The 26,886-nt window shown below is 63.8% G+C and carries 19 protein-coding genes; 8 read left to right on the plus strand and 11 right to left on the minus strand.

Annotated features, from left to right (window positions below; genetic code table 11):
* Positions 1–201 precede the first annotated feature (201 nt).
* The 3 genes from DNK49_RS08835 to DNK49_RS08845 are packed head-to-tail and all read left to right on the plus strand — an operon-like array spanning position 202 to position 4,935.
* A complete protein-coding gene (locus tag DNK49_RS08835; protein WP_110523985.1) occupies positions 202–1,317 on the plus strand; it encodes an efflux RND transporter periplasmic adaptor subunit in 1,116 nt (371 codons plus the stop codon).
* Positions 1,318–1,327: 10 nt separating this feature from the next.
* A complete protein-coding gene (locus tag DNK49_RS08840; protein WP_110523986.1) occupies positions 1,328–4,414 on the plus strand; it encodes an efflux RND transporter permease subunit in 3,087 nt (1,028 codons plus the stop codon).
* A 14-nt stretch (positions 4,415–4,428) separates the two neighbouring features.
* On the plus strand, positions 4,429–4,935 hold the full coding sequence (locus tag DNK49_RS08845) for a hypothetical protein (RefSeq protein WP_133255098.1): 507 nt from the start codon (positions 4,429–4,431) through the stop codon (positions 4,933–4,935).
* A 63-nt stretch (positions 4,936–4,998) separates the two neighbouring features.
* Here the strand turns inward: DNK49_RS08845 and DNK49_RS08850 are convergent, their stop codons facing one another.
* The 4 genes from DNK49_RS08850 to DNK49_RS08865 are packed head-to-tail and all read right to left on the minus strand — an operon-like array spanning position 4,999 to position 8,716.
* Positions 4,999–6,624, minus strand: a complete 1,626-nt coding sequence (locus DNK49_RS08850; protein ID WP_110523988.1) for an MFS transporter — start codon at positions 6,622–6,624, stop codon at positions 4,999–5,001.
* A 30-nt stretch (positions 6,625–6,654) separates the two neighbouring features.
* Positions 6,655–7,389 (minus strand): LrgB family protein, encoded by a 735-nt coding sequence (locus DNK49_RS08855; RefSeq protein WP_110523989.1) that lies wholly within the window; start codon positions 7,387–7,389, stop codon positions 6,655–6,657.
* The gene (locus DNK49_RS08860; RefSeq protein ID WP_110523990.1) at positions 7,386–7,745 is read right to left on the minus strand and encodes a CidA/LrgA family protein; all 360 of its coding nucleotides are present in this window, start codon (positions 7,743–7,745) and stop codon (positions 7,386–7,388) included. The genes DNK49_RS08855 and DNK49_RS08860 overlap by 4 nt, the downstream gene beginning before the upstream one ends.
* Positions 7,746–7,780: 35 nt before the next feature.
* Positions 7,781–8,716, minus strand: coding sequence for a nucleoside recognition family protein (locus DNK49_RS08865; RefSeq protein WP_110523991.1), 936 nt, complete (start codon positions 8,714–8,716; stop codon positions 7,781–7,783).
* Positions 8,717–8,813: 97 nt separating this feature from the next.
* On the opposite strand from DNK49_RS08865, the gene DNK49_RS08870 reads away from it, so the two are divergent.
* Positions 8,814–10,025 carry a lytic murein transglycosylase gene (locus DNK49_RS08870; protein WP_110524205.1) on the plus strand — a complete coding sequence of 404 codons (1,212 nt, stop codon included), beginning with the start codon at positions 8,814–8,816 and terminating at the stop codon, positions 10,023–10,025.
* A gap of 49 nt (positions 10,026–10,074) precedes the next feature.
* Here DNK49_RS08870 and DNK49_RS08875 read toward each other — a convergent pair whose 3' ends face one another.
* Both DNK49_RS08875 and pmbA read right to left on the minus strand, forming a co-directional pair.
* Positions 10,075–12,753: a bifunctional diguanylate cyclase/phosphodiesterase gene (locus DNK49_RS08875; protein WP_110523992.1), complete on the minus strand. Its 2,679-nt coding sequence runs from the start codon at positions 12,751–12,753 to the stop codon at positions 10,075–10,077.
* A 96-nt stretch (positions 12,754–12,849) separates the two neighbouring features.
* Complete coding sequence (gene pmbA / locus DNK49_RS08880) at positions 12,850–14,190, minus strand: metalloprotease PmbA (protein ID WP_110523993.1); 1,341 nt, start codon at positions 14,188–14,190, stop codon at positions 12,850–12,852.
* A 65-nt stretch (positions 14,191–14,255) separates the two neighbouring features.
* Between pmbA and yjgA the strand changes: the two genes are divergently transcribed.
* Positions 14,256–14,858 carry a ribosome biogenesis factor YjgA gene (gene yjgA, locus DNK49_RS08885; protein ID WP_110523994.1) on the plus strand — a complete coding sequence of 201 codons (603 nt, stop codon included), beginning with the start codon at positions 14,256–14,258 and terminating at the stop codon, positions 14,856–14,858.
* Complete coding sequence (gene mog, locus DNK49_RS08890; RefSeq protein WP_110523995.1) at positions 14,855–15,445, plus strand: molybdopterin adenylyltransferase; 591 nt, start codon at positions 14,855–14,857, stop codon at positions 15,443–15,445. The genes yjgA and mog overlap by 4 nt, the downstream gene beginning before the upstream one ends.
* A gap of 78 nt (positions 15,446–15,523) precedes the next feature.
* On the opposite strand, the gene DNK49_RS08895 is transcribed toward mog, so the two are convergent.
* The gene (locus DNK49_RS08895; RefSeq protein ID WP_110523996.1) at positions 15,524–16,207 is read right to left on the minus strand and encodes a protein-methionine-sulfoxide reductase heme-binding subunit MsrQ; all 684 of its coding nucleotides are present in this window, start codon (positions 16,205–16,207) and stop codon (positions 15,524–15,526) included.
* Between the two features lie 10 nt (positions 16,208–16,217).
* Entirely contained in the window at positions 16,218–17,162 is a 945-nt protein-coding gene (gene msrP, locus DNK49_RS08900; protein ID WP_110523997.1) for a protein-methionine-sulfoxide reductase catalytic subunit MsrP, read from the minus strand.
* A 329-nt stretch (positions 17,163–17,491) separates the two neighbouring features.
* On the opposite strand from msrP, the gene aroG reads away from it, so the two are divergent.
* Together aroG and dinB are read left to right on the plus strand one after the other, a co-directional pair.
* Positions 17,492–18,577 carry a 3-deoxy-7-phosphoheptulonate synthase AroG gene (gene aroG / locus DNK49_RS08905; protein WP_110524206.1) on the plus strand — a complete coding sequence of 362 codons (1,086 nt, stop codon included), beginning with the start codon at positions 17,492–17,494 and terminating at the stop codon, positions 18,575–18,577.
* Between the two features lie 120 nt (positions 18,578–18,697).
* Positions 18,698–19,777 (plus strand): DNA polymerase IV, encoded by a 1,080-nt coding sequence (dinB, locus tag DNK49_RS08910; protein WP_110523998.1) that lies wholly within the window; start codon positions 18,698–18,700, stop codon positions 19,775–19,777.
* Here dinB and DNK49_RS08915 read toward each other — a convergent pair whose 3' ends face one another.
* The 3 genes from DNK49_RS08915 to DNK49_RS08925 form a co-directional block, all read right to left on the minus strand.
* On the minus strand, positions 19,778–20,857 hold the full coding sequence (locus DNK49_RS08915) for a flavin monoamine oxidase family protein (protein ID WP_110523999.1): 1,080 nt from the start codon (positions 20,855–20,857) through the stop codon (positions 19,778–19,780).
* A gap of 180 nt (positions 20,858–21,037) precedes the next feature.
* Positions 21,038–21,661 (minus strand): alpha-ketoglutarate-dependent dioxygenase AlkB family protein, encoded by a 624-nt coding sequence (locus DNK49_RS08920; protein WP_110524000.1) that lies wholly within the window; start codon positions 21,659–21,661, stop codon positions 21,038–21,040.
* Positions 21,658–26,883, minus strand: a complete 5,226-nt coding sequence (locus tag DNK49_RS08925; protein ID WP_110524001.1) for a DNA repair ATPase — start codon at positions 26,881–26,883, stop codon at positions 21,658–21,660. Before DNK49_RS08925 ends, DNK49_RS08920 begins: the two co-directional genes overlap by 4 nt.
* Positions 26,884–26,886 lie beyond the last annotated feature (3 nt).

The raw sequence follows: 26,886 nt of genomic DNA on the forward strand, positions 1-26,886 counted from the left end.
CGGGCAGGCTCGATCAGTTTGTTATATTGCATAAATAGTTGATGCATATGGAGTAAGGTCCGCAGCGCGGTTGAACTTGTGGTGAGCCGGGCCAGTCAGTCTTCGGCGACCGGTTTGCTAATCGCCGATACATGGCGGGTGTCAGGCTGTGTGAAAATCCCGGCTTCGACCGACGTTTCAACCCCTGGATGGACCTCCTTCATGTCGTCACGACGTTCCGTTGTACTTGTATGCGCGCTAGGCCTTGCCGTGATCGGGGCTTACGCCTGGCATGCCAACCGTGCGCCGCAAACGGCAAAGCCGGTCGCCGCCGGCCTTGCAGCGCCTGCGTTGCCCGCACAGAGCGGACCGGTCGCCGTTGAAGTCGCACAGGTGCGTACTGTGTCACTGGCCAATGATGTCAGTGCGGTGGGCACGCTGGTATCCAACGAGTCGGTGGTACTGCGGCCGGAGGTTTCCGGGCGCATTCTGGCCATTCGCTTTCAGGATGGCCAGGCCGTAAAACGGGGTGCCGTGCTGATCGAGTTCGATGCGGCGGTTCAGCGTGCCGAACTACAGCAGGCGCGGGCCGGCCTGAGTCTGGCGGAATCCAACTTCACCCGTTCGGAAGATCTTTTTGCGCGCAAGTTCGTCAGCCAGAGCGGACTCGATACGGCACGCTCCCAGCTTGAGGTCGCGCGTGCTGCCGTCGCGCTGGCTCAGGCGCGCTACGAGCGGATGCAGATACGCGCGCCCTTTGACGGCGTGCTTGGCATCCGTAATGTCAGCCCGGGCGATTTCGTCAAGGATGGCGAAGCGCTGGTCAATCTCGAAGACATCGCCACGCTGAAGGTCGATTTCCGCTTGCCTGAGCTATACCTGGGACGCATCCGGCCCGGTCAGGCGCTGGAGGTCAGCAGCGATGTGGTGGCGGGGGAAACCTTTACTGCCCGGGTAGAGGCGATCGACCCGCTGGTGGACGCGTCAGGGCGGGCGGTGTTGTTGCGCGCGAGCCTGGACAATGCCGCACGCAAGCTGCGCCCGGGGGTGTTCGCCCGGGTTCGCCTGATTCTTGAGGAGCGCCCGTCGGTGCTGGTCGTGCCCGAGGAATCGCTGGTGCCCGCGCCAGGAGGGGTGCAGCTGGTCTATCAGGTGGCTGATGGCAAGGCCCTGCGCACCGAGGTGAGGACGGGCATGCGTCGTGGTGGCGTCGTCGAGGTTGTATCCGGGCTGGAGGCGGATGCCCTTGTTGTGACTGCGGGCCAGCTCAAGTTGCGCGACGGGGCGCCGGTGTCTGTTGTGCTGCCTGCGGCGGTTGCTGCGGGCCGGCCGGGCTGAGGGCGGGGACATGGTCATCTCCGAGATCTGCATCAAACGCCCGGTGTTTGCCACGGTGCTGTCCTTGCTGGTCATCCTGATCGGCCTGATGTCGTACTCCCGCCTGACCGTGCGCGAGTATCCCAATATCGATGAACCGGTGGTCACGGTTGATACCACTTACCGTGGCGCCAGTGCCGAAATCGTCGAGTCGCAGGTCACCAAGCCGCTCGAGGATTCTCTGGCGGGGATCGAGGGGGTGGATGTACTGCAGTCGATCAGTCGCCAGGAGCGCAGCCAGATCACCGTGCGCTTTCGCATCGAGCGCGATGCCGACAGCGCAGCAGCGGATGTGCGCGACCGGGTGTCGCGGGTCCGGCGTCGTTTGCCGGACGATGTTGATGAGCCGGTGATTGCCAAGGTCGAAGCCGATGCCAACCCCATCATCTGGGTGGCGTTTGCATCCGACCGCCACGACCCGCTGGAGCTGAGCGACTTTGCCAGCCGTATCGTCAAGCCGCGGCTGCAGACCTTGCCCGGGGCGGCGGATGCGCGGGTGTTTGGCGAGCGCCGCTATTCGATGCGGATCTGGCTGGACCGCGATCGACTGGCAGCCTTTGGTGTGACCGCACAGGAGGTCGAGGACGCGATCCGGCGGCAGAACGTGGAGCTGCCTGCTGGCCGTATCGAGGGGCGCGAGCGTGAGTTTGCCGTGGTCGCGCGCACCGACCTGACCGAGACGACGCAGTTCGAGGCCATCGTGGTGCGGCAGGCGACCGCTGCCGGGGCGTATCCGATCCGGATTCGCGACCTGGGGCGGGTGGAGGTCGCACCGGAGAACGAGCGGACCTTGGTGCGCTTCATGGGCAGGCCGGCGATCTCGCTGGGCCTGATCAAGCAGTCCACTGCCAATCCGCTCGACCTGAAGAAGGGTCTGGTGGAGATGATGCCGGTGCTCGAGGCGGAGTTGCCCGAGGGTATGTCGATGACGATTGCCAACGACACCACGGTATTCATCGAGCGCTCGATCGATTCGGTGTTCACCACCATCTGGGAGGCGGTGCTGCTGGTGGCAGCGGTGTGCCTGTTCTTCCTGCGAAGCTGGCGGGCGATGCTGGTGCCGCTGGTGACGATTCCGGTCTCGCTGGTGGGCGCCTTCGCGCTGATGTACGTCATGGGTTTTTCGATCAACACCCTGACCTTACTCGCGCTGGTGCTGGCGATCGGTCTGGTGGTGGATGATGCGATCGTGGTGCTGGAGAACATCTACCGCCATATCGAGGATGGCATGGCGCCGATGGCTGCGGCGTTTCGCGGAGCCAGGGAGATCGGCTTTGCCGTGGTGGCAATGACGATCACCCTGGCTGCGGTGTATGCACCGGTGGCCTTCATGACCGGGCGGACCGGCAAGCTGTTTGCCGAATTTGCCCTGACCTTGGCTGGCGCGGTACTGGTGTCCGGTTTTGTTGCACTGACGCTGTCGCCAATGATGTGCTCCCGCCTGCTGCATCACGAGCAGAAGCATGGTGCCGTGTATGTCGCGATCGAACGCTTCCTGGAGTGGCTGACCCAGGGGTACCGCCGGGTACTGGTGCGCATGCTGGGTCTGCGCTGGATGGTGATGGTGGCGTTTGCACTGGTCGCCGGGAGTGCGGTGGTGCTGCTTGGTCAGCTCAAGTCCGAACTGGCGCCAGTTGAGGACCGAGGGCGTGTGGTCAGCATCTTCAATGGTCCGGAAGGGGCGACGATGGACTACATGGCCCGCTATGCGGGTCAGATCGAGGACATCTACGGACGTACCGCGGATGTCGATCGATACCTGGTCATCACTGGCAACCCTACCGTGTCCCAGGGCATCTCGTTTGCCGGCTTTGCTGATTGGTCCGAGCGCGAGCGCAACGCATCGGCGATCGCTGCCGAGCTGGGGCCGCAGTTACGTGCGATTCCCGGCATCAATGCCTTTCCGGTACTGCCGGCAGCCTTTGGTCAGAGTCCGCGCTCCAGACCGATCAGCTTCGTCGTGGTGAGTTCGGCTTCGTATGAAGAGATGGGGCGCTATACCGACCTGATTGTTGATGAGATGCGCAGCAATCCAGGATTCGTCTCCCCTGACACCGACCTGAAGCTGACCAAGCCCGAGCTTGGGGTCAAAGTGGATCGCGAGCGGGCGGCTGACCTGGGCGTGCCGGTGGATGTCATCGGGCGTACGCTGGAAACCATGCTGGGCGGACGCCAGGTGACGCGCTACAAGCTCGATGCCGAACAGTACGATGTGGTTGTGCAGATGGAGGCGGGCAGTCGTGCCGATCCGCGCGACATCCGCGACATCTATGTGCGCGGCAAGAGTGGCGAGATGGTGCCGCTCGATAACCTGGTCACCGTGGATGAAAGCCTGAGCCCGCGCGAACTCAATCACTTCGGCCAGCGTCGGGCGGTGACCATCTCCGCCAACCTGGCACCCGACTATTCCATGGGCGAGGCACTGGCTTTTCTCGAGGCTGCCGCTGGCCGCATCCTGCCGCCCGGCTATGCGGTCGATTACGATGGGCAGTCGCGCGAGTTCAAGAGCAGCTCGGCCAGCCTGGCGCTGGTGTTCCTGCTGGCACTGGCCTTCATCTACCTGGTGCTGGCGGCGCAGTTCGAGAGCTTTCGTGATCCCTTGATCATCATGCTGACGGTGCCATTGTCGATGGCCGGCGCGTTGGCTGCGCTGTGGCTGACCGGTGGGACGCTGAACGTTTATAGCCAGATCGGGCTGGTGACGCTGGTCGGGCTGATTACCAAGCACGGCATCCTGATCGTCGAGTTTGCCAATCAGTTGCGCGATCAGGGGGAACAACTGCGCGCAGCTGTGATCGAAGCTTCCGTGTTGCGTTTACGCCCCATCCTGATGACGACGGGTGCAATGGTGCTGGGGGCGATTCCGCTGGCGCTGGCGACGGGGGCGGGCGCAGAAAGCCGGCAGCAGATCGGCTGGGTCATCGTGGGTGGTCTGCTGCTGGGTACATTCTTCACGCTCTTTGTCGTGCCGACGGTCTATACTCTACTTGCACGACGCGAGCGTGAGCCGGATGTTTCCGAAGCAAGCGATGGCAAGCCGGCGGGTGCAGCAGTTTGAATCCGGAGATGATCATGGATACCTCGATGAGGTTACCGACCGCAGATCTTGCGGCGCTTCAGTCGAGCAGACCCGCATCGCGCGTGGCTGCGAACGAGGCGGAGCAGCAGTCTTCAGTTCAGGATACGCGTCCTGGGGTGGAGGTCAGCATCAGCGAGCAGGGCCGGGCGGCGGCGGAACAGGCTGCGCGTACCGAATCTGCTGCGGTGCAGCCTGCCCAGCCTGGTGTTCCGCCTGCGTCAGGCGAGGCTGATCCGGTGACTGCGCCTTCGGCGACTGCTGCCGCTCGCGCACCCGAGTCCGCCGCGGCAACACCGGTGGTCAGCCAGGCGCCCGAGCGCGTGCAAAGTGCCCAGCAACAGCCCGCCGAAACACGCGGGGTTTCCAACGAGCAAGCCCGGGCCGAACGCGAACCCGATGCACCGGCTGCGGCCAGCAGTCCGTCAGTGCAGCTGTATCTCGACAACGCCAACCGCCCTGCTGCGCAAGCCGGACCTTCGACGGTACGCGTGTCGGCCTGAGTCCTCGCTGCTGATACGCTGCGGCGTGCCCTGTGTTGAACACGGGGCGCGCCTTTTCTTTTGTCAGGCGCTGCGCAAGCGCAGTACGCGCGTCAGCCAGATGGCCAGCAACGGCAGACACAGGCCAAGCGCGGTGACCGTGATCAGTAGCACGCCCAACTCCCCATAGTTTGCCGCCGTCGTGATGGCACCGCTCGCCGGGTCACGGACTTCACGGGTGACGGTGAAGATCTGGTTCAGGTACTTTGTACCCAGTTGCGATGCGGACAGGGCCAGATTGGTGAAGGACGCCATGACCGCAAAGAAGGTCGCCTTCAGGTGGGCCGGGGCGGAGTTCGCGATCCAGGCCAGCATTGGCACCATCGCAACCTGGCCAAGCGGGGATTCGAGCGCTGTGTTGGCAATGGCGATGAAGCGCGCATCGACAATGCCGTCAGTGGCCGCCGCCGTCCATTCGTGCAGGCCGTAGAACATGCCGATGATGGGTGAGGACAGCAGCGTGGAGGCCAGGGTCAGAAAGATCACGATGTTGGCGATGGACTTTTCTGCCATGAAGCGCCGGAACAGGAACAGGCCGGCCAGCGTAAGCGCGCTGGTGATCAGGTCGAGCTTGGACAGGAAGGATTGATCGAAGCCGAGTTCGTCGATCATCCACCATCCTGAACCGGCACCGCTGCCCGGCATGGCGCGGTAGATGAAGATGATGATCGCCGTACCCAGCAGCGTGCGTGCGGCTTCTGGTGGCAATTCGCGCAGCAGCTTCTGCATCATCATCGCGATGACCGCAAAAGAACCAATGAAAATGATCTCCTGTCCGAAGGCGATACGCGAGAGCCCGACAGTCAGGGTCAGCGAGATGAAAACTGCGCTGCCGCCCAGGATCCACCAGTTTGGAGCGGTCTTTTCTTCCTGGTCGTGGACCAGTTGGTCAATTTCTGCGCGGGATTTGCCCAGCGCGGCCAGTCGCCCTGCCTCGCGGCGTTTGAGTATGCCGCCGAGGATGACGCCACTGACCGAAAGCAGCGGTATCAGCAGGGCGAGTTCGTAGATGCGAATGTAGATCGCGACCTTCTCGCTCTCAGGCAGGGTTTCTGCACCCTGGAACATGGCGACGTTGGCGAGCGATACCAGCACGCTGCCGCCGATGATGGCGACTCGACCGAGCATCTGCATGGTGGTGTGCATCAGGCGCACGGTGGCCGCATCGATGGGCTGCCCGCCAGTGTCGAGGCGGGGCACGGCTTCCACCGTCATGGCGTCCGCGACTGCGTCCTGCATCACATAACCGATCGGGGACAGAAGGACCGACAACACGAACCATGCTTCTGCCGGCATGATCGCCCGCATGGCTTCGGGGTGTCCGATCAGTCCGATCATGATCAGCAGGCTTGCTGCGATCAGGCTGGCGCCAAGATAAACCAGCCCGCTCTTGTAGCGCCACAGTAGATCGACCAGATGGCCGATCGGCATTTTCAGTGCCCATGGAATGCCTGCCCAGAAGCCAAGTGCAGCCAGGAAGGCCGCGGACAGATCCAGATAGTCCTTGATGAAGAAGGTGCCGACGATACCCGTCAGCCCGGAAACTCCCGCAGCGCAGTACACCATTAGCGGCGGAAGGTAGGAGAGCCGCATCTCGCGACCGAGTTCGAGGATGTTGCGATCGATCCAGCGGTATACCGCACTCAGCATCGGGAGGTCCTTGTTGTACGGAATGTCGGTTCAGTGAGCAAACAGGGTTTCGATCCAGGGCAGGATCCAGGGAAGAGACACGGCAGTCAGCAGTCCGTTCAGCCCCATCGCCAGCGCCGCAAAGGCGCCCGCCTGTTCGCTGACCTGAAAGGCGCGGGCCGTCCCGATGCCGTGAGAGGCGATGCCGATGGCGAAACCGCGTACTGCATGGTCCTCGATCCTGAGCCACTGGTAGAGATAGCGGGCACCTACTGCGCCAAGGATGCCGGTGATGATGACCAGCACCGCCGTCAGCGATGGCAGACCGCCCAGTCGCTCCGCAACACCCATGGCAATGGGGGTGGTGACGCTCTTCGGTGCAAGCGATATCAAGGACTCCCGGCTGGCGCCAAGCATGGCACCAATGGCGTAGGCAGACAGCGCAGCGGTCAACGAACCGGCGATCAGACTGGCCAGCAGTGGCCCGGCCATCGCCTTGAGCCGGGGCCATTGGGCATACAGTGGGATGGCCAATGCGACGGTCGCAGGGCCAAGCAGGAAGTGAACGAACTGAGCACCATCGAAGTAGGTGGCGTATGGGGTGTCGGTCAGCAGCAGGATGGCAGCGAGCAGGGCGACCGAGATCAATACCGGATTGGCAAGCGGGTGGCCGCCAAGGCGTTTGTGGATCCAGCAGGCAGCCTGGTAGGCGAGCAGCGTCAGGGTCAGTCCGAGCAAGGGCGAGGTCGACAGATAGACCCAGATTTCGGTGAAGTCGCCGCTCACTGGCGTGGCTCCGCTTGCGTGCTGCGCCCGCTCAGCGCCTTCAGCAGCAGGGCACTGACGGCGATGGCAAGAAAGGTCGAGCCGATCAGTGCTGCCGTCAGTGGCAGCCATTCGGCGCCCAAGCGATCGCCATACAGCACGATACCGGTGCCGGCCGGTACGAATAACAGCGACAGGTGCTGCAACAGCGTACTCGCCGTGCCGCGCAGGGTGTCGCTCGGACCGCCACGTACCATCAGGGTAAGGAACAGCAGTGCCATGCCGATGACCGGGCCCGGAACCGGCAGACCCAGCGCACGGACGGTGACTTCACCGATCAGTTGATAGACGAGCAGCAGGGTAAGGGCAGATAGCATCAGCGCATCTCCTGGTATTGGGGGCCGGCAAACGATCAAAGCAGACCATGACCGACGGTTCGGATGGCGATGCCAACCAGCGCGCCCAGCGCTGCCGGCTTCCAGACCTGGGCGACACGGCGGCCGGCGGAAATCAGCACGGCCACACCGGCGACATCCAGGGGGTGGATCAGGAAGCCGCCACTGGCGTTGAGCGAGGCGACGGTTGCGGTGCCGTTCTTCAGCATCTCGTCCATTACGCCCATGTAGGCGGTGCCACCGGCAATGTACTTGGTGAGCGTGGGCAGGATCAGGTTGGGATCGAGCCCCACCGCCAGCATGCCGGGGGCAAGCACTGCGGTCAGCAGGTCGATGGCGCCGGTCAGGCGCAGGATCATCACCGCAACCAGCGCCAGCAGCAGCATCGGAATGGCACCCACGGCAATCTTGAAGGCTTCGGCTCCCGCGCGGTTGATGACATCCAGCACGCCCTTGGCATCGTCGGCGATACGGTGGTGCAGGGTTTCGTCCATCGTCGATTCCTGTGCCGACAGGTGGCGGCCGAACAGGTGATAGGTGACGGCTGCTGCGGCCAGCCCGCCGACGACCGACAGCAGCAGCGTGGGTCCAAAGGCCAGGCCCATCGCGGCCATCGGAAATGTGACATTGGCCTGCGCCATGGCCATGACCATGGCCAGCGTGGCGGCAAGATGGCGATCGGAGGCGCCGCGGCTTTCCATCATCGTCAGCGTGGCCACTGGCGCAGCGAAGCTGACGAAGTTGATCTGTAGTGCGGCGAAGACGCCGAGTCCTGTCAGTCCGGCGGGTCGCAGTACGGGCGCCAGACGGGCCACGACCCAGTCGAGCACGCCACGGGCTTCGAGCAGGCGCATCAGCGACAGCATCACCACCATGATGGGGAGCAGCACGAAAAGCGAGAGCTCCACTGCCGATCGACCGGCGCGCAGGATGATGTCGGTGATGAGGTCCATGTCAGAGGGGTGTGTTGCGTTGCGGTGATCGTAGCTCGAAACACGCTTTTACGGGGGCACCGCCGCGTTGCGGTGCCAGCAGCGTAAAATGGCGGCCATGAATACCGTACCTCACCACACCCTGTTGCGCGGGCTGACGCTCCTGTCCGCCTTGTCGGTCCTGCCGCTGGCCCAGGCCCAGTCCGATCCGGCCTTTACCGATTGTCTGCGCGGCTTGCGTGCGGAGGCGCCGCAGCGTGGGGTGTCGCATGCGACCTTCGACGCGCATGCAGCCCGGCTGGAGCCCGACATGGCAGTGATCGGTTTTCTCGATGCCCAGCCCGAGTTCCGGACACCGATCTGGGATTATCTGGCAGCGCTGGTGGACGAGGAGCGCATTGCCGACGGCCGCGCCATGCTGGCGCAGTGGCAGGATGTGCTGCGCGAGGTCGAGACCCGTTATGGCGTGGATCCGGCCACTGTCGTGGCTGTCTGGGGGGTGGAGAGTAACTACGGCCGCAACTTTGGCAGCCGGCCCTTGCTGACCTCGCTGGGCACCCTGTCGTGTTTCGGGCGCCGACAGGCCTTCTTTAGGGGTGAGTTCTTCACTACGCTGAAGATCATCGAGGAGGGACATGTCGCGCCCGAGCGTCTGACGGGATCATGGGCCGGGGCTTTTGGACACACCCAGTTCATGCCTTCGACCTTCATGCGGCTGGCGGTCGACTTCGATGGCGATGGCCGGCGTGACCTGGTCGACAGCATTCCCGATGCGCTGGCCTCTACCGCCAACTTCCTGCGTCGTGGTGGCTGGCGCAGCGATGAGGGCTGGGGCTTCGAAGTGGCCTTGCCTGCGGGCTTTGATGCGGGGCTGGCCGGGCGGCGCAACAAGCGCGGGCTGGCAGACTGGTCTGCCCGCGGGGTACGCCGTATCGGTGGCGGTGCCTTGCCCTCCAGCGGACCGGAACATGGGTTGTTGCTGCCGGCGGGGGTGACGGGGCCGGCCTTTCTGGTCAGCCGCAACTTTGACGTCATCTATGGCTACAACGCGGCCGAAAGCTACGCGCTGGCCATTGCCCATCTGGCAGACCGCCTGCGCGGTGCGGCGGCTTTTGCAACGCCGTGGCCGACCGATGATCCGGGTCTGTCGCGTGCCGAGCGTCGCGAGTTGCAGCAGCACCTGCTTGCGGCCGGGCATGATATTGGTGAGGCGGATGGCATGATAGGCGCACGCACCCGGGAGGCGATCAAGGTGGTGCAGGCGGAGTTGGGCATGGGCGTTGATGGCCGTGCCGGGCAGGTCTTGCTCAACGCACTGCGGGCTCGCTGACAGCGCATCAAGCGCGTTTTTTGTCGGGGCCGTACCGGGCGGCGGGTTGTCAGGCCGTCGGTCGCGCGGAGTGGGCATCACGCCAGCGTTCAAGCTCGTTTGCCGGCATGGGTCGGCCGAGCAGATAGCCTTGGTACTCCTGGCAGTGGGTTGCGGCCAGATGGGCGAGCTGCTCGGCAGTCTCGACGCCCTCGGCAATGACTTCCAGACCAAGGTTCTGCGCCATTGCCAGAATCGTGGCAACAATGGCGTCGTCGTCGGCATCGCCAGGCAGGCCTTCGACAAAGCTGCGGTCGATCTTTAGCCGGTCGACTGGCAGACGCTTGAGGTAGCTCAAGGATGAGTAGCCGATGCCAAAATCATCGATTGCCAGGGTGACGCCGAGTGACTTGACCCGGTGCAGCACCTCGATGCATTGCTCGACCCGCTTCAAGACATGCCCTTCGGTGATCTCCAGTTCGAGCAGGCCCGGGCTGACCCCGGATCGCGTCAGTGCGGTGCTGACCGTTTCGAACAGCTGACCTTGCGAGACCTGCTGCGCAGACAGATTGACCGCGACACGTAGTGGGGCGCCAGCGAGCTCCCACTCGCGCGCCTGACGGCAGGCCTCATTCAGCACCCAGTCGCCCAGTGCGCCGATCAGGCCGATGTCCTCGGCCAGCGGGATGAAGCGGTCGGGCGGAATCAGGCCGCGCTCCGGGTGCAGCCAGCGTACCAGCGCCTCCACCCCGGTCAGATTGCTGCCCCGGCAATTGGCCTGCGGCTGGTAGTACAGCTGGAGCTCCTTGCGTTCGATGGCGCGCCGCAGCCCGCTTTCGAGCTCGAAACGCTCCCGGCTGATGCGCGTCTGCTCTGCGGTGTAGAAACGGTAGGTGCTGCGTCCGGCTTCCTTGGCCTCATACATTGCCGAGTCGGCGAACCGCAGCAGGGATTCGGCATCCCTGCCGTCGTCCGGGTACAGACTGATGCCGATGCTGGCGCCGACAAAGATCTCGTGTGTGTCGAGTGTGACCGGAGACTCGAGTGTGGCAAGCAGCTTGACCGCCACCCGTGCGGCGTCATCAGGCTCGTCGATGGCTTCCAGCAGCACGACGAACTCGTCGCCGCCCTGGCGGGCCAGCGTATCCTCCTCGCGTACGACAGCAACAAGGCGCTGTGCCACTACCTGCAGCAGGCGGTCACCCATCGGGTGCCCCAGGCTGTCGTTCACGTGCTTGAAGCGGTCGAGGTCGATGAATAGCAACGCCAGCTTGAGGTGATTGCGATTGGCTCTTTCCAGCGCGTGTTCCAGCCGGTCGGCCAGCAGGCTGCGATTCGGCAGCTGGGTCAGGGCATCGTGATGGGCGAGGTGCCGGATGCGGTTCTCTGCCTCTTTCTTGTCGCTGATGTCGGAGAACATCACAATGATGTGGCGATGCTCCTTATGGGCGGGGTTGTTGACCACGCTGATGCCGAGCCAGGCCGGGAAAGTCGCCCCACTTCGGGTGGAGAGCAGGGTTTCACCTTGCCACTCACCGTCGTCCAATACGCTGCGCCAGAGCGCGCCACGATCGGTGCCGGGGGGGCAGGCAATCCACAAGGTTTCGTCCAGCGTGTGGTTACGCAGTGCAGCCAGCGAAAAGCCGGTGATTTCGTGGCAGGCCTCGTTGGCCTCGAGTATCCGGCGTTCGGCATCGAGTATCAGTACGGCCTGGGGACTGCCCTCGAACACCGAGGCGGCCAGTGCCATGCTTTCCGAATAGGCCGACAACTGGCGGGACTGTGCCAGCACACGCTCGGCCAGCGGGCGGATTGCCCTGGCCGTGGCCCATGCGCCGGCAACGACCAATAACGCGATTACCAGCAGTGGGCTGCCCAGCCGCAGGAGGATGGGCAGGGTGAACTCGCTGGCCGGCTTCAGGAAGGCGACCACCCAGCCAGGAAAGCCGGGCGTCGGCGCATGGACCAGCACTTCGCCCCATGTCCCATCTCCACTGACATGCGTGATGCCTGCGCCAGGGGCACCACTGGTGATCAGTCGCTGGTATTCCTCCGCCGAACTTGCAAGCTGCCGGTCTGGACGGGTGTCGCGGCCCAATTCAAGCAGCCTGCCCTCCGTGCGATTGAACAATAACTGGCGCAAGCGCTGGCTGTTGGGTGCATCTGCCCACAGCATGTCAGCCAGGGGCTTGAATTCGAATGCGATCAGGTCGGTACCGACCCGATCCCCATTGCGGGACAGGATGGGGGCTGCCACCAGTATCGCGGTGATGCCATCGATGATGTAAGGGCCCGAGATCGTCAGCTTGTTCTCTTCATGCGACGGCAAGTGGACAAGGCTGGGCGGAACGGGCAGGCCCAGTTCCAGCACTGGATCGTTCTCGCAGTCATAACGGACGAAGCCGGCAATCCCGCCGGCCTGATCAAGCGCCTCGCGCAGACGCGGTGCGGAGAAGGACACCAGCTCCGAGAGGCTGACCTGCCAGTGATTGTATTCATCGAGCTTGTCCCGGATTGCGCTGCGGCTGGCAATCTGACGGGCGAGTTCGGTGGTGCGGTCAAAGTACTGGGCAACCGTGCGTGCCTGGCTCGCAGCATTGGCCTGCAGCGACAAGGTGGTGATTTCGGCCGAGTGGCGGTACAGCGGAAAGGCGGTGGCGATCGCCACCAGCAGCCCGGTGATCAGGATGCCCGAAACCGCCAGCAGGCGAATACGTCCCTGCAGTTCTATGCTGTGGTCCAGGCTCATCCACCCTTACCATGCCCTTGTCGTTTGCGCGGATATTATCCTTTCGTGCAAGTTTGAGCCAAGATTTTCCATGTCGCTGGCTTGATCGGACGTCGGTCAGCGGCCCGCGACCTTCATCTGCTCGATCAGAATCGAGCCGCAGTGCTTGGCTCCGCGTGGCAGGTCGTCGTTGCCGATGGCGACGATGTTGCGGAACATGTCGCGCAGGTTGCCGGCGATGGTGACTTCCTCGACGGCGTGCTTGATCTTGCCCTTTTCCACCCAGAAGCCGGCTGCGCCGCGTGAGTAGTCGCCGGTGACATAGTTGACGCCGTGCCCGAGTAGCTCGGTGACGAGCAGGCCCTTGTCCATCTTTCGGATCAGTGCGTCGAGATCGTCGGTACCGGCCTTGACCCGCAGGTTGTGCGAGCCACCTGCATTGCCGGTGGTCTGCATGCCGAGTTTGCGTGCCGAGTAGGTAGAAAGGAAATAGCCCTGCAGCACACCGTCGATGACGACTTCGCGATCACGGGTGGCGACGCCGTCGCTGTCGAAGTAGCTGGTGCCGAAGGCTTTCTTCAGATGTGGGCGCTCGGCGATGCTGACCACCGGCGAGAAGATCTGCTGGCCCAGGCTGTCGAGCAGGAAGCTGGACTTGCGGTATAGCGAGCCTCCGCTGACGGCCTGGACGAAATTGCCGACCAGGGTCAGGGCCAGTGGGGCCTCGAAAATCACCGGAACCTGGCAGGTGCGGATTTTTTTGGCGCCAAGACGGGCGAGGGCGCGCTCACCCGCAATACGACCGACGTCTTCTGCACTCATCAGGTCAGCGGCGTCGCGGCGGGAGTCGTACCAGTACTCGCGCTGCATGGCGTCACCCTCGCCGGCAATCACCGAGCAGGACAGGCCGTGCCGGGTGCTGGCGTAACCGCCAATGAAGCCCTGGCTGTTGGCGGAAACGAAGTGGGATTGCTGGATCGAGACGTTGCCGCCCTCGGAGTTGGTGATCCGGGGGCTGACCGCGTAGGCCGCCTCCTCGCAGCGACGGGCGAGCTCGATGGCGCCTTCAACGCTGATGTCCCAGGGGTGGAAGTTGTCCAGGTCGGGGGCATCATGCGCCATCAGTGCCTTGTCGGCTAGGCCGGCGCAGGGGTCGGGGGCGGTGAAGCGGGCGATCGACAGCGCCGCTTCGACGGTGGATTTGAGTGCCGCCTTGGAGAAATCCGAGGTGCTCGCATGGCCGCGCTGCTGACCGATGTAGACGGTGATGCCGATACCCTTGTCGCGGTTGTATTCGATGGTTTCGACCTCGCCCTTGCGGACGCCGACGGATTGGCCGAAGCCTTCCGAGACATCGGTTTCGCAGGCGGAGGCCCCGCCTTTTCTGGCGTATTTGAGGATGTCGGTGGCGATTTCGCGCAGGTGCGCCTGGGAGAAGGAGAAGCCGGAAGCGGACATGGGCAGGAGACCGGGTTGGCAAAGGCTATAATCTTAACCCGTTCCCGCCCGATGCTTGCCTTACGATGGCCTCTCACCGCGATTCATCCCGTTATCACGACCCGGAGTTCGAAGACGACAGCTTCGACGAGCCGCCCAGTAAATCCAGCCGCAAGCGTGCCATGCAGGCACTGCAGGACCTTGGGGCCGAGCTTGTTGCGCTGTCTACCGATCAACTCAAGAAAGTGCCCTTGCCCGATTCGCTCTTCCTCGCGATCCGCGAGGCGCAGCGCTTCACCCGCAAGGATGAAGCCCTGCGCCGCCAGATGCAGTACATCGGCAAGCTGATGCGCACTGTCGATCCCGAACCCATTCAGGCCCAGCTCGATGTCTTCCGTGGCCTGTCTTCGGCCGAGATTGCGCGCCAGCACCGCCTGGAAAAACTGCGCGTCGATCTGATCGAGGACGAAAAGGTGATCGAGACCATCGTCGAGCGATGGCCGCAGGTGGATCTGCAGCATCTGCGCACGCTGAGACGCAATGCCATCAAGGAGCGCGAGCAAAGCCGCCCGCCCAAGGCCTTCCGCGAGATCTTCAAGGTGTTGCGTGATCTGGATGCAGCAGATGCCGCGGCTGATGATGCGGGTGAGCAGGATAACGATGACAGCAACAGACCGGAGCATTCATGAGTGAACACATCAAGATCGGCCTGGTGTCGATCAGCGACCGTGCATCCGACGGCCGCTACGAGGATCAGGGCATTCCTGCCCTCAAGGACTGGTTGGGTCGGGCGCTGACCTCGCCATGGACGGCAGAGACCCGATTGATTCCCGATGAGCGGGCACGGATCGAGGCGACCCTGATCGAGCTGGCTGATGTGGCGGGTTGCCACCTGATCCTGACCACCGGGGGAACGGGCCCGGCTCCTCGCGATGTGACGCCGGAGGCCACCCTTGCCGTTGGCGACAAGGAAATGCCCGGCTACGGTGAAGAGATGCGCCGCATCAGCCTGAACTTCGTCCCGACCGCCATCCTGTCGCGTCAGGTTGCAGTCATCCGCGGCAACTGCCTGATCATCAATCTGCCAGGGCAGCCGAAGTCGATCAAGGAAACCCTGGAGGGGGTGCGGGCCGCCGATGGCAGCGTGGTGCATGTCGGCATCTTTGCCGCAACGCCGTATTGCATCGACCTGATCGGTGGTCCGTACATCGAGACCGACGAGACGGTGATCAAGGCCTGGCGACCGAAACACGCGATCCGGCCAAAGCAGGATTGAGCGTTCCGGATGTCGCATGAACAGGAGGGCCGTCCATCCGGGCTGCCCTCCTGCCTGTCTGGCTCGCCGCTGTCAGCCTTATTTCGGCACGATACGGATCACCTTGCCCTTGAGCGATGGCGCGACCGGGGGCGGGGCAGCCAGTTGCCGGCGGCGTTCCAGCTCGCGCCACCAGGCGCGCAGGCCTAGCAGCACTGCAAGTACGGCGCTGTAGATCAAGGGCTGGAGAATGTCGGCCTTGACCAGCCACCAGTAGTGCAGCACACCGAACACCGCAATCGCATAGACCGAGCGATGCAGGGCCTGCCAGCGGCGTCCGCCCATGCGCTTGATGGCCGCCGCGTTCGAGGTGAGCGCCAGCGGCACCATCAGCATCAGGGCAGCAAAGCCGACGGTGATGTAGGGTCGCTTCAGGATGTCGTTGGCAATTGCCTGCCAGTCGAAGAAGTGGTCCAGCCACAGGTAGATGCCGAAATGCGCCATGCCATAGGCAAAGGCAAACAGCCCCAGCATGCGACGCAGCCGGACCAGCCAGTGCAGGCCGGTGTATCGGCGCAGGGGTGTCACGGCCAGTGTGATCAGCAGCAGGCGCAGTGTCCATGCGCCAGTGGCGTGGGTGATGGTTTCCACAGGATTGGCACCCAGGCTGTCTGCCCGCCAACCCAGTATCAGTTGCGCCGCAGGCAGCATGCACAGAAAGAAGACGAAGGCCTTGATTGCGCCGATCTGATCGGCGCTCGGGTGCTGCAGTGCTCGTGACATCGTGACTCGTTCAGTAGTGTTTGCGCAGGTCCATGCCCTGGTACAGGCTGGCAACCTGCTCGGCGTAGCCATTGAACATCAGGGTTGGCCGCTTGCGCAGCTCGCCGATGCGGCGCTCACTGGCCTGGCTCCAGCGCGGATGGTCGACCTCGGGATTGACGTTGGAGTAAAAGCCGTATTCCTGCGGCGCTGATTGATTCCATGCGGTTGCCGGTTGTTTCTCGTGCAGGCGAATCGCGACGATGGACTTTGCGCTCTTGAAGCCATACTTCCAGGGCACCACCAGCCGGACCGGGGCACCATTCTGATTCGGCAGCACCTCGCCGTAAAGACCGACGGCCAGTATCGTCAGTGGATGCATGGCCTCATCCAGACGCAAACCCTCGGTGTAGGGCCAGTTCAGGATCTGGCGACGGGTCATGATGCTGGCGTCGTAGTGAGTGACGAACTCGACATATTTTGCGCTGCCCAGCGGATCAACCTGCTTGAGCAGTGCCGAGAGCGGAAATCCGACCCACGGGACCACCATCGACCAGGCCTCGACGCAGCGCAGGCGGTAGATGCGTTCTTCCAGCGGGGCAAGCTTGAGCAGGTCGTCGATGTCGAAGGTGCGCGGCTTGCCGGCCAGTCCTTCGACACGAACGGTCCACGGTCGCACGGCCATCTTGTCTGCATTGCGTGCAGGGTCTTCCTTGTCGGTGCCGAACTCGTAGAAGTTGTTGTAGGTCGTCACCGACTTGTAGGCTGTTTGTGATTCGGTCGTGCTGAAAGGGGAGGAGGCCAGCGGTGATAGCCTGGTCGCCGCAGCCCGGGCGTTGTCCGGTACACCATGCCACAGCGCTGCGCCGGCAATCAGGCTGGCGCCGGCCTGTTGCAGGAAGCGGCGGCGATCATCGAAAAGATCGCGCGGGGTGATTTCGGACGCGGGAATATCGGCTGGGCGCTTGATCAACATGACAATTTTATCCTGGTGGAGCAGACGGGGTTGTTCAGGGTTGGAGTGGGGCGACCGTACTTGTACCGGATGGCGTCCTTTTGTTGGAGGCCATGACGCTTAGTCGGCGCTGAATGAAGAATCCTGACAAGGCAGATGCATTTTTTTCGCTTGTGACGCGCCCCGGCATCGTCGGGATGGTCCTGTGACCGATGATTCACTGATCGGTTCTTGACCATTTGGCGGGTGCCATCGCCTTCATCGTGGTGGAGCGTCATGCAAATACGGTGCTTTGCTGGCAGTTCGGCTAGAATCGAATGCTTTTCCACGTCCGAAGCCAGAGTTTTGCCATGTCCGCCTCAGTGAAGATTCATATCGACGACGTCCGCATCTCGGAAATCAAGGAGCTGGTGCCGCCCGCCCACGTGCTGCGCGAGTTTCCCGCCACGCCGAAGGCCGCAGAAGTCGCTTTTGAGGCCCGGCAGGCAATCCACCGCATCCTGTATGGTGCGGACGACCGCTTGCTGGTGGTGATCGGGCCCTGTTCCATTCACGACCCGGTGGCTGCCATCGAGTATGCGCACAAGCTCAAGGCCGAGGCCGATCGACTGAAGAACGACCTGCTGGTGGTGATGCGGGTGTACTTCGAGAAGCCGCGCACCACGGTAGGCTGGAAGGGGCTGATCAACGACCCCCATCTGGACGGCAGCTATGCCATCAACGAAGGGGTCCGTCTTGCCCGCAAGCTGCTGTGGGAGGTGAACGAGATCGGGCTGCCGGCTGGCACCGAGTTCCTGGACATGATCACGCCTCAGTACATTGCCGATCTGATCGCCTGGGGGGCGATTGGCGCGCGTACCACCGAAAGCCAGGTGCACCGCGAGCTTGCTTCCGGTCTGTCGTGCCCGGTCGGGTTCAAGAACGGTACCGATGGCAATGTACGGATCGCGGTCGATGCGATCAAGGCCGCGCAGGCCCCGCACCATTTCCTGAGCGTGACCAAGGCGGGGCATTCGGCCATCGTCTCCACCCGTGGCAACGAGGATTGCCACGCCATCCTGCGGGGTGGCAAGGCGCCCAACTACGACGCCGCCAGTGTGGATGCCGCCTGCAAGGATCTGGCTGCAGGCGGCGTGCCGGCCAAGGTCATGGTCGACTTCTCCCACGCCAACAGCCGCAAGCAGCATCGTCTGCAGATCGAAGTTGCAGCCGATGTCGCGGCACAGATGGCCGAGGGCGAGGAGCGCATCATCGGGGTGATGGTCGAGTCCCACCTCAAGGAAGGCCGCCAGGACTTGAAACCGGGCTGCACACTTGAGTACGGCATGAGCATCACCGATGCCTGCATTGGCTGGGAGGATAGTGTTGGTGTGCTCGACACCCTGGCAGAAGGCGTGCGCCAGCGTCGCATCAAGCGCGCGAGAGAGTTCGAATAAGGCCGTCGTTCCGATGCCGCCGTTCAGGTGGCACCCGGAGTCTGTACCCCCGGATCAGGCCCGCCAGCAAGTTGAAGCTTGCTGCGGGCCTGTGTTCATGAAGCCTGGATTGCTGAGTCGATGAGCGCCCAGCGCAAGATCATCCATTGCGATTGCGACTGTTTTTACGCTGCGGTCGAGATGCGCGACGACCCGAGTCTGCGTGGCAGGCCAGTGGCGGTGGGTGGGCGTGCCGAGACCCGCGGCGTGATCGCCACCTGCAATTACGAGGCGCGTGCCTTTGGTGTGCATTCGGCAATGTCGACCGCGCGGGCGATGAAGCTGTGTCCGCAACTGGTGTTGCTGCCACCGGATTTCGAGCGGTATCGCGCGGCCTCGCGCCAGATCCTGGCCATCTACACCGACTACACACCGCTGGTCGAGCCTTTGTCGCTTGACGAGGCCTACCTCGACGTTACGGGGGTGGCGCGCTGCAAGGGGTCGGCCAGCCTGATGGCCGAGGAAATCCGTGCGCGCATTCACGCGGAAGTCGGTATCACCGCCTCGGCCGGTATCGCCCCCAACAAGTTCATCGCCAAGGTTGCCAGCGACTGGAACAAGCCCAACGGGCAGTTCGTCGTCAGGCCGCAGGATGTCGATGCCTTCGTGGCGGCCTTGCCGGTGAAGAAGCTGTTTGGTGTCGGCAAGGTGACCGCTGCGCGCCTGCAAAAGCTGGGTGCCAACACCTGTGGAGACCTGCGTTCATGGAGTCTGGCCGACCTGACCCGTGAGTTCGGCAGCTTTGGCGCCGCACTCCATCGGCTGTGCCGCGGCATCGATACGCGTGAGGTCAAGCCGGACCGCACACGCAAGTCCTTGTCGGTAGAGACGACCTACGTGACCGATCTTCCCGACCTTGCCGCCTGCCGGGCAGCCCTGCCGGCGTTGATTGGCGAGTTCCGGCGGCGTTTCGAGCGTGCCCGTGAAGCGCGTCCGGTGCACAAGGCCGTCGTCAAGATCAAGTTTGCCGACTTTACCCAGACAACCGTCGAATGCGTGTCGAGTGCTCCCGACGAATTCGTCTGGCAGCAGTTGCTGGACGAAGGCCACGCCCGCCGCGGCAAACCGGTGCGGCTGCTGGGCGTGGGCGTGCGTTTTGCCGAAGCCGAGGCTGACGAGCCGGTGCAGATCGATCTGTTCGGGTCGGATCAGGCTCCGTAATCAGGCGACGGCCGTCCGCTGCTGCGCCAGCCCGCGACGGATCCAGGCAGCGGATTCGAGCGCGCCCTCCAGGTAGCCACCGCCATATACGGCAGTTTCAGTGCCGCCAAAATGCAGTCGTCCATTCCAGGCCGGGTCGCGCAGGACTTCGCTGCCGTAGTTCGAGTACGACAGCGAGGGGGTCAGATCCAGACGGCTACAGGTGTGCGGCTCTTTGGCCCAGTCATGATAGTCGCGCTCGCCATTGGCAGCCTCGGCGCCGAATAGCTGCACCAGTTGGCTGGCGGCAATCATGTCCAGACCGTCGCGGAAGGCGTCGCGCTGCGCCGGGGTGAGGATCAGGAAGGCGCCCAGTGCAGCTTGCGAACTTTCGTTGGCGGCATCCCAGGTTTCGGCCAGCACCGATTGGGTGTGCTGGGTGGTGGCCGTGCCTGACAGCCCCTTGCCGCGCCAGAAGGCCTGCGGATGGCGTGAGATGAGCTTGGCCTGGCCCGCCATCCAGGTGGGGCAGTTGCGCATGGCCTGGCGGGTGGTGGCGGGCAACGTGGGGGTGAAGGCGATCTTTTCCTCGACCAGGCGTGGTGGCATGGCCAGCACGATCTGGCGTGCGGCAACGATGTGTTCGCCATGGGGCTCGGCAAAGCGCAATTCGACATGCGTGCCACGATCGCGCACCTCGACCAGAGCATGCTCGAGGTGAAGCCGGGCACTGGGAAGGCGCGATGCGAGGGCGCCCACCAGCATGCGCATGCCGCCGTCGATGCGGCGGGCACCGCCATGGACATCGGCCTGCTCGAACGATGTCGGCTCACCACCGGCCTCTTGCTGCAGCAGGTGCTTGCCGTCCGACCACTGCGGCGAGCTCTTCAGGCCAAGGTCCTCCACCAGCCGGGTGATGCGTGGCTGCAATCCGGGCCAGTACCAGGTGGGGCCCAGATCATGACCGTCTTCAGTACAGTGGATGCGCCCGCCCAGCCGCTCACGAGCCTCGAAGAGTGCGAAGTCGCGCTTGGCGCCGTGCAGCAGATTGGCCAGTGCCAGCCCGCACAGACCGCCGCCGATGATTGCCGTTTCAAGCATGGTGTGTCCCCTGGAAAGTCGTGCGCAAGATGGCAAGGGCATTGCAAGCTTTGGTCCACATGGGTTCTGCACCGGATGGGCAGGCTGGCCGTGGGGCTGGCAAGGCGATGACTGCCGCGGGGCTGTCGGATAGCCGGCAATGTGCTGCGGCTTGTGCGCTTTGCCGCAGGGGATGATTGCTCAGACGCGGGCGGTGGGGATGACTTGACGGAAGGTCAGATTCAGGCGTGCGCCGGAAACTGAGGGGGAGGTGGGGATGGCATGCTCCCAGTGCTGCTGAAACGGCGCGCGCATGAGTAGCAACAGGCCGGGTGGGAGTGGCAGGCGGCCGGCGTCGCCTGGCGTTCCGGGTTTCGGTCGCCAATGAAAAGACCGGGTGGCACCCAGGCTCAGAGAGGCGATGTGCGGCGCGGGGCCGAGGTCGTCCTCGTCGTCGGCGTGCCAGCTGACATGGTCGTCGCCGTCACGATACAGGTTGGCGAGCACCGCATTGAAGGAGACTCCGCAGCATGCCTCCACGCTGGAACGCAGCGCCTGCAGCCGAGGCGTCCACGCGTGCGAATTGAGCAGTTGCTGCGCGTAGCGGTATTCCACCCCTGCATCAGCGAACCAGCACTGCAGCCGGGGCAGGGCAAAGCGCCGCCCCGCTGCGATGTAATGGCCTTCGGTCCATGGCGTTTCGGCAAGCAGGACATCGAACAGGGCCTGAGCTGCAGCGGGGTCGAGCACGCTTGCACAGGCCAGCAAGGGCTGCCCAGGCACGGGCTGCAGCGGGGGGCTCGCAGGAGGCCGGGTCGCGCTCATCGGCTTGCCGGCTCCTTGCCCGGGAGGTGGCCTTCCATGCGCTGCAGCAGGTTGCCAATACGCTTCATGTCTTCCCACATGGCGTGATCCATGCGCATCTTGCGGTAAGTAGCGGTGACCAGCGGGGTCAGTACCTTGTCGTAGACTTCCTGCATCTCGCGTAGCGCCGCAGTAAAGCCGCTGGTGTCAGGGGCGCCGACTTCGATGCGGGGCTGCAGCTTGTCCAGGCTGGCTGACATCGCGTCGAGGCCAGCGCGCACCGCAGCCCCACTGGGCAGGGTGGCGTTCAGGTTGTCGACCGCGCGGGCAATGTCCAGCAAGGTGGCTGCGATCCGTGTGCTGCCGTCGGCTTCGTCGCCACCCAGTTTGCGTCGGCGGATGAACTCTTCGCGGATGGCCTGCCAGCGTGCGGACTCGTCCTCGGTCTGGCTGCCCAGCAGGGCAGAGAGCTTCAGCAGGTTCTCTTCGGCACCGGTCGTCAGGGTCTGGGCCTCGCCCCGATAGTGGTCGCGCAGCAGGGCGTCGAGTTCGGCGTCGCGCATCGAGGCGTTGATACGTCCGGCCAGCTTGGTCATGTTGCGGTAGCTGCCCTGCAGTTTGAACGGCGGCTCGGTACGGTAGGCATCTTGCTGGGCGGCGGATTCGATGTAGGCCAGGTTGACCTTGAGCAGCAGGTCGCGGGCGCGGAACAAGCGTCGCAGCAGCGCGGTGAGTTCGTTGAGTTCCGCGCCGCTGTAGCCGTGACTGAACGTGCTGGCGGCGACCTCTTCGCCTTCGGCCATGCGTACCAGCAGGTGCACATCCTTGGGGTCGCGCGATGCGAGCGGTTGCAGCACGGGATTGGCGGTGAGGCAGTTCTCGATGTAGGACAGGCCGAACAAGGCTTCCCGTCCTGACAGCACATCGCCCAGGTTGTAGATGTCGGCGCGGTTGGCGAGCATGTCCGGAATCTTGAAGACGTCGCCGGATTCAGTGTAGGGGTTGCCGGCCATGACGACAGCGAAACGTTTGCCGCGCAGGTCGCAGGTGACAGGTTCGCCATTGACGACTGCTTCGATCCGTCGTGTGCCATCGGCCAGGGCGATGAACTTCTGCAGGAACTCGGGGTTGGTGTGCTGGATGTCGTCCAGGTAGAGCATGACATTGTTGCCCATTGCCAAGCCGAGATTGAGCTTGAGCAATTCCTGCCGCGCTGCGCTGTGGCTGGCGCTGGCGGGGTCGAGTGCGGTGATGTCGTGACCGAGCGCCGGGCAGTTGATGCGGACGAAGATCATGCCCAGGCGGTCGGCAATGTACTCCATCAAGGTGGTCTTGCCGTAGCCTGGCGGTGAGATCAGCAGCAGCAGGCCCATGCGGTCGCTGCGGCTGCCTTCACCCGCGGTGCCGATCTGTTTCGACAGATTGTCGCCGACGATGGGCAGGTAGACCTCGTCGATCAGCCGGTTGCGGACGAAGGACGACAGTGGCTTGGCCTGGAACTGGTCGAGTTGCAGGCGCTTTTTCTCGTTGGCCACAATCTCGAGGCGCAGCGCCTGCAACTGCTCGAAGGCTGGCACGAACTGTTCGCGGTGCTGCAGGTAGCGCAGTCGCAGCTCGTTGAGGTTCAGTTGCAGGGCGCCATCGACGATGAGGGGATGTTCGCCCAGCAGACCGTCGACACGGCGGTCGAGGTCGGCGTTGACGCGCACGCGCTCGATATCGAGTGCGATGCGGGTGGCCGCATCGGCAATCCAGGCGGTGGCGGCAGTCTGCCCGTGGCAGAACGCGGAGACCCAGGCGCGTGCCAGCTGCCAGCGTTCTTCCGGCGGTGCGGCGGCCAGGTCGCGCTGCCAGTCGGCCAGCTCGCCCCGTTGTTCAAGCCGGCGGAGCAGGTCATCGGCCAGGTCGGCACCGGCGCCGGAGATGACCCAGGCTTCACCGCCACGTGGCACGGCCAACTGGCGAACCAGATAGCGTGCCCCTTCGGTGGCGACCTGGCCCGCCGTGTCGCCTTTGGCGTGGAAGCCAAACTTTGGCGCAAAACGGCTCAGCGCTTCGGTCGTCTCGCGCTCGAGCTGTGCCAGGCTGTCAGCCGCGTCGAACAGCTCGACCATGCGTGTGGCCGCACGTGCCCGGCGCAGCAGCGATTCGCGTTCGCTGTCGAAGGCCTGGTGGGACCAGTGGAGCAGGGCGAGGGCGCGCGCCTCCGGGCCGTAGACCAGCAACCCGGCGTCGGCTTGCATGCTGGCCAGGGCTTGCAGCAGACGGGCGGCATCCTGGTCGTGTACGCCTTTCTGGTAGCCCTCGTGATAGCGGTCGGCGGCGAAGCGCCTCAGGGCTTCGAGCAATTGGGGCAGGCCGTCCGGACCCTCGGCGCAGCAGGTCTGCAGCGCCTGCCAGCTCAGCGGACCACGATTGTGTTCGATTGCCTCGAGCACGCTGGCGGCGAGATATTCGCCGCGATAAAGCTGATCGCTCTCCGAGGGCAGGGGGCTGTCCCACCAGGGGCGCAAGGCGGCCAGGCGATCGTCGGCAACCGGGGCGTAGTAGTCGGTGCCGGTCAGGTGGAACCACATCTCGCCATTGCGCGGCAGCAGGGTCAGGTCGAGTACCTGACGGTTGACGGTGAAGGCATGGCGGCCGAAACGCAAGGTGTTGCCGTCTTCGGCCACCAGTTCGCGTCGGTCCCGTACTGCGCGGATGGCCTGGTCGTGCGCAGTGCGCAGCCGGGTATCCAGATCGTCGGCTGCCACTGCGGCGCCGATTGCGCGTAGGTCGGCGATCTGTTTGCGCAGCTTGGTGATCAGCGCATCGGCGGCAAAGTAGCTATGGACCTGTTCGATTTCACGCAACTGGGCCACGCGGCGCGCGATGCCGTCGACAATACGGCCGGCGGCTTCGGTCAGCGCCTGGCTGCGCCGCTGACGGGCGTCGAGCAGGCTCTGACGTCGTGCCGACACGGCTTCGTACACCGCTTCGCGCTTGCTTGCGATGTCGGCGAGAAAAGCATCATGGTCGGCAAAGCGGCCTTCGAGTTCTTCGAGTTGTGCGAGCAGGCGGGTCAGTGCTTCGTCGCACTTCTCCGGGGTGTCGGCCAGTTCGAGCGCATTTTCGACGGCTTGTCCGAACAGTTTGAACTGGGCACCGAACTCGGCTGCGGCCTCGGTTGCGCCAAGGGAACGTCTGCGGTTGCGGCCTTCGGCACGCAGACGGTTGATTTCGGCATACACCGAGGAGATGCCGTCGAGGATGCGGGTGCGTACCACGGCGTCGCCGCCAGGCAGGTTGCCAAGCTGCTCGGTCAATAAGTCGAGCCCGGCCGCGGTCTGGTCTAGTTCGCCGAGCAGGGCGGCAATGTCCTCGCTGGTGGTGGCGTTTGGCAGTGCGGCGCTCAGCCGGGCAATGTCGCGGTGATGGCGGTCGAAGGCGTGCTCGTCGGCGAGAAAGCGCAGCGCGCGTTCGCCGACACTGGTCTGTGCGGCAGCGGCCTCGTCGTCCATTTCCGCAATCTGCGGCAGGTCGGCATAGCGCAGGGCCTTGAGCATCTGCAGCCGGCCACGCTGTTCGCGCAGGCGGCCCAGGGCCTGGACGAAATCGTCTGGCTGCTGCCATAGCATGCTGGCAATATCGGTGAGCAGCGCACGCTGCTGGGCTTGGGCGTCGGCCAGTGCGCGGGCGGTGTCGCGACGGATGCTTTCGACCTTTTCAAACTCGTCCAGCGTGCTGCGCGCACCGTCGGCAATGGCCTTGACGTCGGCCGCCAGACCGACGGCTTCGGTGGCGTCCAGCCAGAAATAGCTGTCAGCGACTCGCCCGCATTGGCGAATGATTTCTTCGTAGGCGCTGCGGGTGGGGGCCTGCTCGCTGACCGCGCGGGCGATGGACGACAGTTCGGAGATACCCCTGACCAACTCGGCATTGCCGATACGGCCGAAGAAACCTTGTGCAACCCGGGTGGCTGCATGTTCGTCGCTGGCAAAGGGGGTCTGCCACAGCTGCATCGGATGGTTGCGCGTGGGCTCGTTGTCTTCCGCCTGGAAGACCAGCATCCGCCCATCCTCGAAGCGGGCATAGCCGTTGCAGACGATGGGGGTGCCGAGCGTTTTTTCGATCAGGTTGTAGGAGAACAGCGCATAGTGGCCAACGCCCGGGCGGTAGAACACGTAGAGCACGTCTTCGCCATTGGGGGCTCGCAGCATGCGCTTGAAGCGCAATTCACCGACCATCTCGGCAGGCATGTCGAAGCGCTTGTATTCGCCTGACTGAAGGTAATAGCCACCCGGGAAGATGATGCCGTGGTCTTCCGGCAGCTGCATGCAGGAGCGGCCGATGGCGTCGATGCGAACGACTTTCTGCACCCGGGTGTTATAGACCAGGTAGCGCTCATCCTTTTCGCGATAGGGGCGTATCCGCAGCAGGATCAGCGAACCCAGGCGGGCAAAGGCGATGTCGGCATCGGCCAGCGCCTGATTGCGATCTTCCACCGGTTCGCTGTAGATGCCCAGCCCCGACTCGGTGTTGTTCTCGATCTTGACGGTCAGGTCGCCGCCGACGGTCTCGACGAAAATGGTGTCGAGAATATTGATGTGAGGGTGCTTGCCACCAATGTGATCTGCCCGCGAGGCCACCGTCCACTCAAAGTCGTGCGTCGGTGGCAGCGCAATGTCGCGCTCGCCGCGGTTGTCGATGTAGTGAATCGTGCCGTCGTTTTCCACCGCCCAGCGGAATACCCGCAGGTCGTGCAGTTGCTGGCCGATCTGGAAGGCTGCAAGCAGTTTGTGCTGGTGCACCCGCAGCTGGATCAGGCTGGCTTGCTTGTAATAGGCGTACAGTTCGCGAAAGTCGGCGACGAACCGTGGGTCGTCCAGAAAACTGCCGGCCAGCGGGAGGGCTTCGAGTTCGTCGGCCCCGTCCTGTTCGGACAGGCGGTAGAGCGCAAACACATCGCTGACTGCGGTTTCCTTGCGCAGCCCGATGAAGACGTTGAAGCCAAACAGCAGGTGTTCGCCGATACGAACAATGTCGCGCGCGTTGCAGTTGTTTTCGGTGCGCGCGCGGGTGCGTAGCAGCAGTTGCTGTTCGGCGCGACCAAACTCAGCAATCCTCGCGTCATTGAGCGCACGGATCTTGCCCTGCAGGCTGGCCCCCTGTTCGGCCAGCCGCCGTTTCAGCAGCTCGTAGCTACCGCTGTCTGCGACCAGGGCTTCGGTGGCGTCAGGCGGGGTGGAAGTCTTGTCGGACATGGG

The organism is Parazoarcus communis SWub3 = DSM 12120 (assembly GCF_003226565.1).
GTDB lineage: Bacteria > Pseudomonadota > Gammaproteobacteria > Burkholderiales > Rhodocyclaceae > Parazoarcus > Parazoarcus communis.

What these genes read in the sequence shown, in the direction of transcription:
- DNK49_RS08835 (WP_110523985.1), top strand. Translation starts at nt 202, where the DNA reads ATGTCGTCACGACGTTCCGTTGTACTTGTATGCGCGCTAGGCCTTGCC.
- DNK49_RS08840 (WP_110523986.1), top strand. Translation starts at nt 1,328, where the DNA reads ATGGTCATCTCCGAGATCTGCATCAAACGCCCGGTGTTTGCCACGGTG.
- DNK49_RS08845 (WP_133255098.1), top strand. Translation starts at nt 4,429, where the DNA reads ATGGATACCTCGATGAGGTTACCGACCGCAGATCTTGCGGCGCTTCAG.
- DNK49_RS08850 (WP_110523988.1), bottom strand. Translation starts at nt 6,624, where the DNA reads ATGCTGAGTGCGGTATACCGCTGGATCGATCGCAACATCCTCGAACTC.
- DNK49_RS08860 (WP_110523990.1), bottom strand. Translation starts at nt 7,745, where the DNA reads ATGCTATCTGCCCTTACCCTGCTGCTCGTCTATCAACTGATCGGTGAA.
- DNK49_RS08865 (WP_110523991.1), bottom strand. Translation starts at nt 8,716, where the DNA reads ATGGACCTCATCACCGACATCATCCTGCGCGCCGGTCGATCGGCAGTG.
- DNK49_RS08870 (WP_110524205.1), top strand. Translation starts at nt 8,814, where the DNA reads ATGAATACCGTACCTCACCACACCCTGTTGCGCGGGCTGACGCTCCTG.
- DNK49_RS08875 (WP_110523992.1), bottom strand. Translation starts at nt 12,753, where the DNA reads ATGAGCCTGGACCACAGCATAGAACTGCAGGGACGTATTCGCCTGCTG.
- pmbA (WP_110523993.1), bottom strand. Translation starts at nt 14,190, where the DNA reads ATGTCCGCTTCCGGCTTCTCCTTCTCCCAGGCGCACCTGCGCGAAATC.
- yjgA (WP_110523994.1), top strand. Translation starts at nt 14,256, where the DNA reads ATGGCCTCTCACCGCGATTCATCCCGTTATCACGACCCGGAGTTCGAA.
- mog (WP_110523995.1), top strand. Translation starts at nt 14,855, where the DNA reads ATGAGTGAACACATCAAGATCGGCCTGGTGTCGATCAGCGACCGTGCA.
- DNK49_RS08895 (WP_110523996.1), bottom strand. Translation starts at nt 16,207, where the DNA reads ATGTCACGAGCACTGCAGCACCCGAGCGCCGATCAGATCGGCGCAATC.
- msrP (WP_110523997.1), bottom strand. Translation starts at nt 17,162, where the DNA reads ATGTTGATCAAGCGCCCAGCCGATATTCCCGCGTCCGAAATCACCCCG.
- aroG (WP_110524206.1), top strand. Translation starts at nt 17,492, where the DNA reads ATGTCCGCCTCAGTGAAGATTCATATCGACGACGTCCGCATCTCGGAA.
- dinB (WP_110523998.1), top strand. Translation starts at nt 18,698, where the DNA reads ATGAGCGCCCAGCGCAAGATCATCCATTGCGATTGCGACTGTTTTTAC.
- DNK49_RS08915 (WP_110523999.1), bottom strand. Translation starts at nt 20,857, where the DNA reads ATGCTTGAAACGGCAATCATCGGCGGCGGTCTGTGCGGGCTGGCACTG.
- DNK49_RS08920 (WP_110524000.1), bottom strand. Translation starts at nt 21,661, where the DNA reads ATGAGCGCGACCCGGCCTCCTGCGAGCCCCCCGCTGCAGCCCGTGCCT.
- DNK49_RS08925 (WP_110524001.1), bottom strand. Translation starts at nt 26,883, where the DNA reads ATGTCCGACAAGACTTCCACCCCGCCTGACGCCACCGAAGCCCTGGTC.